This is a genomic window from Enterobacter cloacae complex sp. P12RS (assembly GCF_014895875.1).
GTDB classification, from domain to species: domain Bacteria; phylum Pseudomonadota; class Gammaproteobacteria; order Enterobacterales; family Enterobacteriaceae; genus Enterobacter; species Enterobacter bugandensis.
Map to the genome: position 1 here is coordinate 304,021 of NZ_JADBQO010000007.1, position 14,103 is coordinate 318,123.

At 55.6% G+C, this 14,103-nt stretch carries 10 protein-coding genes; 4 read left to right on the plus strand and 6 right to left on the minus strand.

All coding sequences use genetic code 11. From position 1 onward, the window contains the following. Nucleotides 1-32 precede the first annotated feature (32 nt). Nucleotides 33-386, minus strand: a complete 354-nt coding sequence (locus IM284_RS04440) for a helix-turn-helix domain-containing protein (protein WP_028012990.1) — start codon at nt 384-386, stop codon at nt 33-35. A 333-nt stretch (nt 387-719) separates the two neighbouring features. Between IM284_RS04440 and IM284_RS04445 the strand changes: the two genes are divergently transcribed. Both IM284_RS04445 and oqxB read left to right on the plus strand, forming a co-directional pair. Continuing rightward, complete coding sequence (locus tag IM284_RS04445; protein WP_047368457.1) at nt 720-1,895, plus strand: efflux RND transporter periplasmic adaptor subunit; 1,176 nt, start codon at nt 720-722, stop codon at nt 1,893-1,895. Between the two features lie 24 nt (nt 1,896-1,919). Continuing rightward, a complete protein-coding gene (oqxB, locus tag IM284_RS04450; protein ID WP_045261448.1) occupies nt 1,920-5,072 on the plus strand; it encodes a multidrug efflux RND transporter permease subunit OqxB in 3,153 nt (1,050 codons plus the stop codon). Between the two features lie 59 nt (nt 5,073-5,131). Here the strand turns inward: oqxB and IM284_RS04455 are convergent, their stop codons facing one another. From IM284_RS04455 to IM284_RS04465, 3 genes are all read right to left on the minus strand, one after another. Next, nucleotides 5,132-5,611, minus strand: a complete 480-nt coding sequence (locus IM284_RS04455; RefSeq protein WP_028012993.1) for an Rrf2 family transcriptional regulator — start codon at nt 5,609-5,611, stop codon at nt 5,132-5,134. A gap of 137 nt (nt 5,612-5,748) precedes the next feature. After that, nucleotides 5,749-7,137 carry a HAMP domain-containing sensor histidine kinase gene (locus IM284_RS04460; protein ID WP_047368458.1) on the minus strand — a complete coding sequence of 463 codons (1,389 nt, stop codon included), beginning with the start codon at nt 7,135-7,137 and terminating at the stop codon, nt 5,749-5,751. Then, on the minus strand, nt 7,137-7,814 hold the full coding sequence (locus tag IM284_RS04465) for a response regulator (protein WP_028012995.1): 678 nt from the start codon (nt 7,812-7,814) through the stop codon (nt 7,137-7,139). Before IM284_RS04465 ends, IM284_RS04460 begins: the two co-directional genes overlap by 1 nt. A gap of 203 nt (nt 7,815-8,017) precedes the next feature. Here IM284_RS04465 and IM284_RS04470 point away from each other — a divergent pair, with 203 nt between their 5' ends. Then, a complete protein-coding gene (locus IM284_RS04470) occupies nt 8,018-8,854 on the plus strand; it encodes a MipA/OmpV family protein (protein WP_047368459.1) in 837 nt (278 codons plus the stop codon). 233 nt (nt 8,855-9,087) lie between these two features. Continuing rightward, a complete protein-coding gene (locus IM284_RS04475; protein WP_047368460.1) occupies nt 9,088-10,818 on the plus strand; it encodes a SulP family inorganic anion transporter in 1,731 nt (576 codons plus the stop codon). 35 nt (nt 10,819-10,853) lie between these two features. On the opposite strand, the gene dmsD is transcribed toward IM284_RS04475, so the two are convergent. Then, nucleotides 10,854-11,468, minus strand: coding sequence for a Tat proofreading chaperone DmsD (dmsD, locus tag IM284_RS04480; RefSeq protein ID WP_028012998.1), 615 nt, complete (start codon nt 11,466-11,468; stop codon nt 10,854-10,856). Between the two features lie 92 nt (nt 11,469-11,560). Beyond that, nucleotides 11,561-13,999, minus strand: a complete 2,439-nt coding sequence (ynfE, locus tag IM284_RS04485; protein WP_047368461.1) for a selenate/tellurate reductase subunit YnfE — start codon at nt 13,997-13,999, stop codon at nt 11,561-11,563. Nucleotides 14,000-14,103: the final 104 nt, after the last annotated feature.

Genomic DNA, 14,103 nt, shown 5'->3' on the forward strand with positions numbered 1-14,103 from the left:
AGCTTCGGGATGATGTTGCAGTAAAAAGTGAGCTACTGGTGCATCGGTTGCGTTTCACGGCCGCCGATACTGCGTCGCCATGCGCCAGGTGCCTGACCGAATTGGCGCTTAAAGCTGCGGTTGAACGACTGCTGAGAGTCAAACCCGAGCGCGATTGCCACGTTCAGGATGGGCTCATCGCTGTGGGCTAAGCGCTCAACTGATTTTTGCAGCTTTTGCGCGCGAATATAGCCGGCGAGGGGATAGCCCGTATGCTCTTTAAACAGGCGCTGGAGGTGCCATTTCGAGTAGCCGGAGCGCCTGGAGACGGTCTCAATGTCCAGGCGACTGTCGAGGTTGTTATCAATCCAGTCGAGTAAATCATGCATAAATGCGCCAGTGTTCATCAGGTTTCCCCCACGCAGCGATAGAAAGGTATCTTTATCTGTTGCATTTTAAGGTGGCCTGGTTTCACGATAATTGCAAGTTTTATTGTTGCATTTAAATCCTTGCCCGAAACGGGCCTTTTATCGCCGCCTCAAATAGCACATAAAGTGCAACAATTATTCTTGCACTTAGTTAGGCGCATTCCTACAATCGCCGCGATAGTGTATTCGAAACTGTTACAGTTTTGTGGCGATGAACGACACAAATGGCCTTAAGCCAGCCCGGACAAAGGAAGTGGCGCGGCGCCTCCCGCTGCGTCTTGCCCGGCGGCTACAATTACCGGAATAAAAATAATGAGCCTGCAAAAAACCTGGGGAAACTATCATCTGAATGCGCTGGGAGCGATGCTGCTCTCCGTGCTGCTCGTCGGATGTGATGACAGCGTCGCGCAAAACGCCGCGCCGCCCGCGCCCGCCGTTAATGCTGCAGACGTGGTTGTGAAATCCATTAGCCAGTGGGATAGCTTTAACGGACGGATTGAAGCCGTGGAAAGCGTGCAGCTTCGTCCCCGTGTCTCTGGCTACATCGACAAAGTGAATTTCACCGACGGCCAGGAGGTGAAAAAGGGCGAGGTGCTGTTCACGATTGATGACCGAACCTATCGCGCCGCGCTGGAGCAGGCGCAGGCGACGCTGGAGAGAGCCAAAACGCAGGCCAGCCTGGCGCGAAGCGAGGCTAACCGTACCGATAAACTCATCAATACCAACCTGGTATCCCGTGAAGAGTGGGAGCAGCGCCGTTCGGCCGCCATTCAGGCGCAGGCCGATATTCGCGCGGCCCAGGCTGCGGTAGACGCCGCGCAGCTGAATCTCGACTTCACCAAAGTGACGGCTCCTATTGATGGCCGCGCCAGCCGGGCGTTAATCACCAGCGGCAATCTGGTCTCCGCGGGCGACAGCGCCAGCGTGCTCACCACCCTGGTCTCGCAGAAGACGGTTTACGTCTACTTCGACGTGGATGAGTCAACCTATCTTCACTATCAAAATCTCGCCCGCAACGGGCAGGGGGCGTCCAGCCACCATACGGCGCTACCGGTTGAGATCGGCCTTGCCGGCGAGGAGGGCTACCCCCATCAGGGTAAAGTGGATTTCCTTGATAATCAGCTCACGCCGAGTACCGGTACGATCCGCATGCGCGCGCTGCTGGATAACGCGCAGCGTCAGTTCACGCCGGGACTCTTTGCCCGCGTGCGCCTGCCGGGCAGCGCGGAATTCCAGGCCATGCTTATTGACGACAAAGCGGTACTGACTGACCAGGATCGCAAGTATGTCTATATCGTGGATAAAGAGGGTAAAGCGCAGCGTCGCGATATTACGCCGGGGCGTCTGGCCGACGGTTTACGCATCGTGCAGCAGGGGCTGAAACCTGGCGATAAGGTCATCGTTGACGGTCTACAGAAAGTGTTCATGCCGGGTATGCCGGTGAACGCGAAAACCGTCGCCATGACCGCCAGCACCGCCCTCAACTGATCACTTGACCTGAGAATCCTTCCCATGGACTTTTCCCGCTTTTTCATCGACAGGCCGATTTTCGCTGCCGTACTGTCGATTCTGATTTTTATCACAGGATTAATCGCCATCCCGCTTCTACCGGTGAGTGAATATCCTGACGTCGTACCGCCAAGCGTACAGGTGCGCGCGGAGTATCCGGGCGCCAACCCGAAAGTGATTGCCGAGACCGTGGCGACGCCGCTGGAAGAGGCGATCAACGGCGTCGAGAACATGATGTACATGAAATCCGTTGCCGGCTCGGACGGCGTGCTGGTTACTACCGTCACGTTCCGTCCGGGTACCGATCCGGATCAGGCGCAGGTGCAGGTGCAAAACCGCGTCGCGCAGGCCGAGGCGCGTCTGCCGGAAGACGTGCGGCGCCTGGGCATCACGACGCAGAAGCAGTCGCCAACGCTGACGCTGGTGGTGCATCTGTTCTCGCCCAACGGCAAGTACGATTCACTGTATATGCGCAACTACGCCACGCTGAAGGTGAAGGACGAGCTGGCGCGTCTGCCCGGCGTCGGCCAGATTCAGATTTTCGGCTCCGGTGAATACGCGATGCGCATCTGGCTGGATCCGAACAAGGTCGCAGCCCGCGGGCTGACCGCCTCGGACGTGGTCACGGCAATGCAAGAGCAGAACGTGCAGGTCTCTGCCGGGCAGCTTGGCGCCGAGCCGCTGCCGAAAGAGAGCGATTTCCTGATCTCCATTAACGCCCAGGGTCGTCTGCATACCGAAGAAGAGTTTGGCAACATTGTCCTGAAAACGTCGGAGGACGGTTCGGTCGTCCGACTGCGCGACGTGGCGCGTATCGAAATGGGTTCCGGCAGCTATGCGCTGCGTTCCCAGCTTAACAATAAAGACGCGGTCGGGATTGGTATCTTCCAGTCACCGGGGGCGAACGCCATTGATTTGTCTAACGCGGTGCGCGCCAAAATGGACGAGCTGTCCACCCGTTTCCCGGAAGATATGAAGTGGGCGGCACCTTACGATCCGACGGTTTTCGTGCGCGACTCCATCCGTGCGGTGGTGCAAACCCTGCTGGAAGCGGTGGTGCTGGTTGTACTGGTGGTGATCCTGTTCCTGCAAACCTGGCGCGCGTCGATCATTCCGCTGATCGCGGTGCCGGTGTCGGTGGTGGGGACGTTCAGCATTCTCTATCTGCTGGGCTTTTCGCTTAACACCCTGAGTTTATTCGGGCTGGTGCTGGCGATTGGTATCGTGGTGGACGATGCCATCGTGGTGGTGGAAAACGTCGAGCGAAACATTGAAGAGGGGCTTGCGCCGCTTGCGGCGGCGCATCAGGCGATGCGTGAAGTTTCCGGGCCCATTATCGCAATTGCGCTTGTGCTGTGCGCGGTGTTCGTGCCGATGGCGTTCCTCTCCGGCGTAACCGGTCAGTTCTACAAGCAGTTTGCGGTGACGATAGCGATTTCGACGGTGATCTCCGCCATCAACTCGCTAACGCTCTCTCCGGCGCTGGCCGCGCTGTTGTTAAAACCGCACGGCGCGCCGAAAGACTTCCCGACCCGGCTTATCGATCGCCTGTTCGGCTGGATTTTCCGTCCGTTTAACCGCTTTTTCCATCGTAGCTCTAACGGCTATCAGGGGCTGGTGGGCAAAACGCTTGGCCGACGCGGCGCGGTGTTTGTGGTGTATCTGCTGCTGCTGTGTGCCGCGGGCGTCATGTTTAAAGCGGTACCCGGCGGGTTTATTCCGACACAGGATAAGCTCTACCTGATTGGCGGCGTGAAGATGCCGGAAGGCTCGTCGCTGGCTCGCACCGACGCGGTGATCCGCAAAATGAGCGAAATCGGCATGAATACCGAAGGCGTGGACTACGCGGTAGCTTTCCCGGGGCTGAACGCGCTGCAGTTTACCAACACGCCGAATACCGGGACGGTGTTTTTTGGCCTGAAGCCGTTTGACCAGCGCAAGCACTCTGCGGCGGAAATTAACGCGGAGATCAACGCGAAAATCGCGCAAATCCAGCAGGGCTTTGGTTTCTCCATTCTGCCGCCGCCGATTCTGGGGCTGGGTCAGGGGTCTGGCTACTCGCTGTATATTCAGGATCGCGCGGGTCTGGGCTATGGCGCGCTGCAAAACGCGGTGAACACCATGTCCGGTGCGATTATGCAGACGCCGGGAATGCACTTCCCGATCTCAACCTATCAGGCTAACGTTCCGCAGCTCGACGTGCAGGTTGACCGCGATAAGGCGAAAGCGCAGGGCGTGTCGCTGACCGATCTGTTCGGTACGCTGCAAACCTATCTGGGCTCGTCGTACGTGAACGACTTCAACCAGTTCGGGCGCACCTGGCGCGTGATGGCGCAGGCAGACGGGCAGTTCCGCGACAGCGTGGAAGATATTGCGAATTTACGCACACGGAATAGCCAGGGCGAAATGGTGCCGATTGGCAGTATGGTGAAAATCACGACCACCTACGGACCGGATCCGGTTATCCGCTACAATGGCTACCCGGCGGCGGATCTGATTGGCGATGCCGACCCCCGCGTGCTCTCGTCCGCGCAGGCGATGACGCAGCTGGACGCGATGTCTAAGCAGATCCTGCCGAACGGAATGAACATTGAATGGACGGATCTGAGCTTCCAGCAGGCCACGCAGGGCAATACGGCGCTGATCGTCTTCCCGGTCGCGGTACTGCTGGCGTTCCTGGTGCTGGCGGCGCTGTATGAAAGCTGGACGCTGCCGCTGGCGGTGATCCTCATCGTTCCGATGACCATGCTTTCCGCGCTGTTTGGCGTCTGGCTGACCGGGGGCGATAACAACGTCTTCGTGCAGGTGGGGCTGGTGGTGCTGATGGGGCTGGCCTGTAAAAACGCGATTCTTATCGTGGAGTTTGCCCGCGAGCTGGAAATTCAGGGGAAAGGCATCATGGAAGCAGCGCTGGAAGCGTGCCGCCTGCGTTTACGTCCGATTGTGATGACCTCCATCGCCTTTATCGCCGGGACCATTCCGCTGATCCTCGGCCACGGCGCGGGCGCAGAAGTGCGCGGCGTCACCGGGATTACGGTCTTCTCCGGGATGCTGGGCGTGACGCTGTTTGGTCTGTTCCTGACGCCGGTCTTTTACGTGACGCTGCGTAAGTTCGTGACGCGCGGCAAAGAGGAAAGAGAGGTTCTGCCTGCGTAGGGATATCGCAGATAATAAAAAACCGCACTCACTATGAGGGCGGTTTTTTTTTGCGTAAATTACTGGGCTTTTTTGTACTGGGCAATCAGTTCAGGTAAAGGATCGCACCCGCTGGTATCGGCTTTCTTGACCTCGTCCAGCGCGCTTGCCACGGTGTGGCGCGCTAATACCGCGAGCGAGGCCTGCTCTGCTTCTTCGGAAATAGATTTGAAGTACCAGCAGGCGTTCGCGCTGACCACGCAGCGGGCCGGCACGTCCGGGCGCGACGCCCACAGTTTTTTATCTTCGGTGACTGAAAGGTAGATATCGCGCAGGGTAATCTCTTCCGGCGGACGTCCAAGATGAATTGAGCCGTTGCGGCCAAGCGTTGAGACGATAATGCCGTCACGCGTGAGTGGAACCATCAATTTGCGGATAAAGCTCGGGTTGGCTTCCAGGCCGTAGGCCAGAATCGCACTCGTCGAACGTTCACCTAGTTGCTCCGCCATTGCTACGCTGAGAACCATCTGCAAAGCTGTCGGGAAGCGGTAATCTAACATTTCTCTTTCCTGGGTTGCGGTGAATCTTGTTCTTTTTGGCACCGCAGAGGTGAATAAGCAATAAACAACAATATAACAAATACGGTAATTTTTTTGAAGCAATCTGCGGCATTTGCGATCAAACACCCTGTTCCGGTTTAGCTATACGTGCGGTTCGGGAAGTCAACCGTCACCAGCAGGCCACCTTCTGCGGAAGTACTCAGGTTTACGCTGCTGCCGTGCTGCTGTGCAACGGCTTTGACAATGGCAAGCCCCAGTCCGCTCCCGCTTTGCAGCTGATTGGGGTCGCGGAAAAACCGGTCGAATACGCGCTCGCGCAATTCAACCGGGATACCCGGCCCCCGATCGGAGACGCGTAGCTGGGCTGATTTATCTGCTGAGCGTACCTCTACCTGAATCCGCCCGCCCTCAGGACTGTACTTCACGGCGTTTTCAATGAGATTGTCGATCAGCGACATCAGACGCTCCCTGACGCCAGCGATCCAAATCTCATCCTCAGCGAAGAATTCCAGCTCAATCTTGCGCCCGGACGCTAGCGGCTCCAGCGCAGCCATCCGCTCTTGTATGAGCGAGGTTAGCGGCACGGGCTCCATCGCGGTGTCAATGCGCGCTTCACTATGCATCATCAGCAGCAGCTGGTTGACAAGACGGGCCGCCCGGCTATTGCTGCGCACAATCCCTGCAAGCAGCTGCCGCTGGCTCTCGCTGCTCACCCAGGACTGCAGCGCCTCCACGTTGATGCGCATCGCGGCCAGCGGCGTACGCAGCTCGTGCGCGGCGTCCGCAATGAAAACCCGTTCGCGTTCAGCGCTTTCCCGCACTCTGGCAAGAAAATCATTAATCGCGTCCACCATCTGGCGGAGTTCCTTATGCCCGGGAACAGCCTTTAAAGGGGAGAGATCGTCAGGCGAACGTAATGAGATCTCATTAACCACCTTGCTCCAGGGGCGCATCGCAATGCGGATTGACAGCCACGCAGGAAACAGAAGAAAAGGAATACATACCAGCAGCGGCATAATGTAGTAGCCCCGCGAGTTCAGGTAGATAAAGAAGTTCCAGCTTCCGGCAGGGGTGAAAAGGGTAACCTCCACGTTGGAGTGGGGGGATTTAAGCGTGCGGCTCGTCCAGGCGTGACCTTCACTCTGAACGCGCTGCATTTCGCCCAGTCTGGTGTTTTTTACCCCCGTAGGTGCACCATCAGAAGAGAAAATAACCTCGTTGTTTTCGCGAACGATCAGGTTAATCGACAGCTCCGGATCTTCACCGCCGCCATAGCCTTCCCGCAACGCTTTGCTGAATGCTTCCAGGACATCATTACGAGCCTGCGGGCGCTCGTCACTGAGATCAACCAGAGTAAAAATGGTTTCGTAAGTCTTACTTCCCGTGAGTATCGGAGGGCTACGCAGGTCTTCCAATAAAATAAAGGTTAAAAAAAGACACCACAGCAGGGTAAGCAGCAGCATCTGGGCGATGATAATTCGCCGTACCAGCGTTGGGCGCCTCAGTTGGTGCCAGACATTTCGCATTAATCTGTTACCTTCTGGATAGCGACGGTATCAATGACATACCCGACGCCCCGCACCGTTCGTACATAGCCGTCACCAATTTTTCGCCGCAAATTCCCCATATGCACGTCGAGCGCATTGCTGAGATTTTCCTTCGCGCCAAATATCCTCTCTTCCAGGAACCGCCGCGTGATCACCCGGTCAGCGCGCAGCATCAACGTTTCAAGCAGCGCATATTCACTGGCCGTCAACTCAACGTGACGCGCGTTCACCGTTACGCGACGCGTCGGGATATGAAGCGATAAGCTCCTGATTTCTATCGCTTCATTTTCAAAACCGTAGCTGCGTCGCGCAAGGGCTCTGACTCGCGCCAGCAGTTCGGCGAGAACGAAGGGTTTGACAAGATAGTCGTCTGCGCCAGCATCCAGCCCGCACAGGCGATCCTGCAGGGTGCCTCGCGCCGTCAGGATAATGACGGGGATCCCCTTAAGCTGCTGGCGCAAACGCGTCATCAGGCTCATGCCGTCGCCGTCGGGCAGCCCCAGGTCGAGCAGAATAAGTTCCGGCACGCCGACCTCAAGCTGATGCAGCGCATCCTCTTTACGGCGAACCCATATGACATCAAATCCTTGATCTGAAAGGGCGATACGTACGCCATTGCCGAGATCCAGGTCGTCTTCGATTAGTAAGATTTTCACATTGGTAACTGTATCAACAGTGAATGAAGAACAACTTAAGAAAAAAACGGTAGCAGGAAATCCGTTCGGTTGACAGCGCACGCACGCGCTTCAGCCTTTCTTCATTTTCGGCTCATAAGAACCTCAGGGTGAGTATTCAGAATGAGTGCTCTGGCGTGTAAACCGCTTGCATTGCAATCATTTGAATCCAAAGGACTTCTTCAATGAGTAACATCGAACTGCGTCATACTTTCCCCTATTTACTTCCGAGCCGCAGACTGAAAAACATCGTGCCGGGCGTTATTCTGGCGTTACTGGCTACCCCGGTACTGGCGGCAGAGCAGAAACAGGGCAATGCCTTAACCCTGGGGGGAGGCGTGGACGTCGCGCCACGCTACTCGGGTTCGGATAAAAGCCGGGTCTCGGCAGCTCAGGTAGTAGATTATTCCATGGCAAATGGTTTCTTTATCAGCACCACGCGGGGTATCGGTTACGGAAACAACATTGGCAACCTGGATTACAACGCCGCAGTGAGCTACCGAACAGGCCGTAAAGATAAAGACGTGAGCAGTGATTCGATCAGCTCCGGCAGCGACTACCTGCGGGGGATGGGCGATATCAAAGGTTCCGCTATCGTAGTGCCGGGTCTGGGGTATAAGGTGACCGACTGGCTCAATCTGCAGCTGCAGGCTGAGATCCCGGTTTCTGAGAGAGACAACGGTGAGGCGGTGCATTTCGGCATTTCCAGCCCGCTCTACACATCGTCGAAAAATGCGGTGACGCTGGGGCTGACGGGCAGCTGGGGTTCCGGCAAGTACATGCAAACGTACTATGGGGTTAATGCTGCCCAGTCCGCCGCATCGGGGTTTGCCCGACATGACGCCGGAGCGGGAATTTACGCCTGGTCGATGAACCTTGACTGGACCTACAGGCTCACCTCGCGCTGGAGCGTTCTCACCTCCGCGGGCGTAACGCAGCTGACGGGGGATGCGGGTGATAGCCCGATCGTGCAACGTAAAACGTCGCCAACGGGAAGCCTGAAGGTGACGTACAGTTTCTGATTGCGGGTTGCTTATAGATATGAGCGCGCAATAGCGACGAATTTGAGCCGCCCCGGAAAGATGATGGGGCGGTAGTTTTTAAATGATGTTTAACAGCAGTCAGAATAATGAGTTGACTGACGTTTTATTAAGAACTGAGAGGCATCGACCTGACTCCGGAGCATTTGGAAACCAGAACCTCACTGAGAAGTGTGCCAATATTACGTGGCTATCATCCCTGTCCGGAGAATAAAGTGCTCGGAAAATTATTGTTAAAGTACATGCCAGGGTTACAAAATTTGTTAGCCTACGATAAAAGCTGGCTAAAACATGATGTTAAGGCTGGATTATCCGTTGCGGCTGTAGCGCTACCCGTTGCTATTGCTTATGCTGAATTGGCGGGTGTTGGGGCAATAGTGGGGCTCTATTCCTGCGTTTTACCGATGATAGCTTATGCACTGTTTGGTTCTTCACGTCAGCTTATTGTTGGCCCTGATGCAACGACCTGCGCCGTGATTGCAGCCGTCGTGTTTCCTCTTTCTGCAGGCAATCCTGAACTTCACTGGCAACTGACGATCGTCATGACATTGATGATGGGCGGGTGGTGCCTGCTTGCCAGTAAATTCCATCTGGGTGCACTTGCCGATCTCCTTTCTCATCCCATTCTTACAGGGTTGCTTAATGGCGTAGCCGTGACGATTATTGTCGGGCAATTAGGCAAGGTTTTGGGGATCAAGCTCGATGAAGCGCAGGTTATTGAGAAAATACTGGCCTTGCCAGGCCGACTTTTTGACAGCCATGTATTAACAATAGGGATATCACTTTTAACGTTAATTATTTTAATGGTTATCAAAACGTATCGCAGCCACTGGCCAGCACCTCTGATTGCCATTGTGATAACAACGATACTGGTATGGGGAACATCTGCGCAACAGTATGGTATTGCCACGATTGGGGGGGATGGCTTCCAGCCTGGTTTACCCGTCGTTAACTGGGGGGCGTTCCAGCCCGGTCCGATGCGAGAATTAGTGATCCCGGCGCTGAACCTGGCTTTAGTAAGTTTTGTCAGTCTGATGCTGACCGCTCGCAGTTTCGCCGCGAAAAATGGCTATGAAATTAATGCTGATGCAGAGTTCCGGGCACTGGGTATTGCGAACATTATGTCTGGGCTATCTCAGGGATTTGCCATCAGTGGAGCCGATTCCCGGACCGCGGTTAATGATTCCGTTGGGGGGAAAAGTCAGCTGGTTTCCATAGTCGCAGCCTTACTGATAGGTTTAGTGGTGGTATTTTTCACGCAGCCATTACAATTTATTCCGGTATCTGCATTAGGTATTGTTCTAATGTATGCATCGTGGTCATTAATTGATTTACGTGGGTTATGGAACCTGAGGCGAAGAAATAAACAGGCATTTCGCCTGGCCTTCTTCACGTTTGGCTGTGTTTTAATCATCGGTGTAATCCAGGGAATCGGTCTTGCGGTGTTGCTTGGCCTGTTACAGTTCCTGCGTACGGTATTTCGTCCCTCTGAGCACTTACTGGGGACTGACGAAAATGGAATGATCCACTCATTAGGGAATACAACCGATATTAAAATGGTCCCGGGCGTGCTGATGTATCGATTTAACTCACCGTTGACCTATTTTAATGTGGCTTATTTTAAACGTCGGGTATTGAACCTGGTTGATGGTGCAGCAGTACAACCTAAATGGGTGGTTATTGATGCCGTGGCTTGCTTCACCTATTCAGATATCAGTGTCCTGGCAAGCATTAATGAGTTAAAGCGTGACCTGAAAGCCCGACAGATTATGTTAATCCTTGCGGGCAGGAAAACGGAATTAACACGTTGGTTTAAAGAAAGTCGGCCAACGATGAATGATGATGACATGATTCTGGCGCCAGACCTCTATTTGGCACTCCGGTTCATTCAAAGCAAAGAGAGTGTGAGTGAATCAGGTGGTGATGCACAACCAAACCCTGGTTAAAGGCTTGCTCGCCACCCGCGGGCAAGCCATATCCCTTAGCGGTACAACGTCTTTTCCGCAACCGGAACAACCAACGCCGATCGCCAGTCCGCCAGCGTCAGCTGCGCAAGCCTGCCGAGCGCGATATAGAACGGATGCCCGGCATTGTCGACAAACACCGACAGAAAGCGGGTGCTCCACGGCAGCAGATGCCACGCCAGAAGCCGATCGCACTCCGACTCGCGGCCATTCTCGGCCAGCCATGCCGCAAGCAGCAGCAGGGTGCCGAAATGATCTTCCGGTTCATTTTGCTGCATCTGAAACGCGATATTGTTTTCCCGCATCCACTGGCGCAGCGCGAGGGTCGAATCGCCAAACAGCACGGATTCACGGTCCAGCCAGACGGAACCCCACGGCGGAGCGGGCAGGGCATAAGGACCAATAAACAGCCGTTGCCAGGCATCCGTCAGCGGCTCATCGGAAGATGAGGCAAAGGTTTCGGCAACGGGCAGCAGCGTTTCGGGCGGCAGGGGCCAGTCCTCTATCCATTCGCCAGCGGTAAGTGCCTGCACCAGAGGGGCTGTCTGCTCGCTGTCTGGGGCGAAGTAAAACAGCGCGCCCAGTACGCGGGCGCTGAACGCGAACGAGTCACGGTGTGAGACGTCTTTCATTAAACCTTCCTTGCTCGCGCGGTTATGTCCGCGCGACGTGATTAACCATTAATACAGACCAAAGCATAAACCAGGGTCATAGAATTCACCCCTTACACCTTCTCAATCTGCACCAGATTGGTGTGCTGCGGGTTGCCTTTTGCCAGCGGTGACGGGCGGTGCGTGGTCAGGGTGTTGATACACGAGCCGTGGTCGATACGATCGCCATTCATATTGGCATCGTGCCAGGCTCCCTGGCCCATGGCACTTACGCCTGGCATGATGCGCGGCGTGACTTTCGCTTCTATTCTCACCTCACCGCGATCGTTAAAGACGCGCACCGTATCGCCGTTTTTAATGCCACGTTTCGCGGCATCAACGGGATTCAGCCAGACCTCCTGGCGGCAGGCCGCTTGCAGCACGTCGACGTTACCGTAGCTCGAGTGGGTGCGGGCTTTAAAATGGAAGCCAAACAGCTGCAGCGGGAACTGCGTGCGCTCGGGCGCATCCCAGCCGTCAAAGGTAGATGCGTAGACGGGCAGCGGGCTGATGGTCTCATCTTTTGCCAGCTCCCAGGTCGCCGCAATATCCGCCAGCTTGCTGGAATAAATTTCAATCTTGCCTGAGGGCGTTTTCAGCGGGTTGGCTTCCGGGTTATCGCGGAATTTTTTATAGGCCACAAAGTGTCCGTTCGGATCTTTGCGCTTATAGATGCCCATTTTTTTCAGCTCGTCATAGGACGGCAGTGTGGGATCTTTAGCGAGCATTTTGGCATACAGATACTGCAGCCACTCTTCCTGCGTTCGTCCTTCGGTAAATTTCTGATGGATATCCGGTCCGAGGCGTTTCGCCACTTCGCTCATGATCCAGTAGATAGGCTTGCGTTCGAACTTCGGCGCGGTCACGGGCTGGAGAAAAATCAGGTAACCCATGTTCCCGGCGTAATCGTTAGGGATAATGTCTTCCTGCTCGACGGTCATTAAATCTGGCAGCAGGATATCGGCGTATTTCGCCGATGAGGTCATAAAGTTGTCGATCACCACGATGGTTTCGCACTTGCTTTCGTCCTGCAGAATATCGTGGGTTTTATTGATATCGGAGTGCTGGTTAATAATGGTGTTGCCCGCATAGTTCCAGATGAACTTAATCGGCACGTCCAGCTTATCTTTACCGCGTACCCCGTCGCGCAGAGCGGTCATTTCCGGGCCGCGGGCGATGGCGTCCGTCCAGCTGAAGCAGGAAATTTGCGTTTTGACCGGGTTTTCCGGTAGCGGCATACGTTCGATAGTGATGGTGTAGGTCGACTCACGGGCGCCGCTGTTGCCGCCGTTGATCCCCACGTTGCCGGTCAGAATCGGCAGCATCGCGATGGCGCGGGAGGTCAGTTCACCGTTCGCCTGACGCTGTGGTCCCCAGCCCTGGCAGATATAGGCCGGCTTCGCGGATCCAATCTCGCGGGCCAGTTTAATGATGCGGTCTGCAGGAATGCCGGTGATGCGCGAGGCCCACTCCGGCGTTTTCGCCGTGTTGTCCTCACCCTGGCCGAGAATGTACGCTTTGTAGTGACCGTTAGCGGGGGCACCTTCCGGCAGCGTTTTTTCGTCGTAGCCAACGCAGTATTTGTCCAGGAACGGCTGGTCAACCAGGTTTTCGTCGATCAATACCCAGGCAATCCCCGCCACCAGGGCGGCATCGGTACCCGGACGGATCGGGATCCACTCGTCTTCGCGTCCGGCTGCCGTATCGGTATAGCGCGGGTCGATGACAATCATGCGTGCGTTAGAACGCTCGCGGGCCTGCTCCAGATAGTAAGTAATCCCGCCGCCGCTCATGCGCGTTTCCGCCGGGTTATTGCCGAACATCACCACCAGTTTGGTATTTTCGATATCCGAGGTGCTGTTGCCGTCGTTGCTGCCATAGGTATAAGGCATCGCGCAGGCGATTTGCGCCGTGCTGTAGGTGCCGTAGTGGCTCAGGAAACCGCCGTAGCAGTTCATCAGGCGCGCCACCAGCGAAGCGTAAGGGGAGGAGCGGGTGATATTGCCGCCGACAATCCCGGAGGAGTAATTAATATACACCGCTTCGTTGCCGTACTTGCTGACCACGTCTTTCAGACTGGCGGTGATGGCGTTCAGCGCTTCGTCCCAGCTGATGCGCTCGAACTTGCCTTCACCCCGCTTACCCACGCGTTTCATCGGGTAGTTCAGACGGTCAGGGTGGTTGATGCGGCGGCGAATGGAGCGCCCGCGCAGGCAGGCCCGGACCTGGTGATTGCCGTAGATATCCTCACCGGTGTTATCCGTTTCGACCCAGTACACTTCGTCATCGCGGACGTGCAGACGCAGCGCACAGCGGCTGCCGCAGTTGACCGAACAGGCGCCCCAGACCACTTTATCTTCTGCCGGTTTCATTGCATTTTGTACCGCGGCTGCGGCGCTTTTCAGTCCAAAAGGCAACGAAATTCCGCCAGCGGCAAGCGCCAGAGAACCTATCGCCGTAGATTTCACGAGTGTTCGACGGCTTATCCCGCCGTGATGTTCGATATCGGACATGGCTCACCCCACCATTGTGATTACGTATTATTTTTCCCGAAATGATAACCGGGCTAATGATGGGGTGAGTGTTACTTATTTGGAGGTATTAAATATTAATCCTT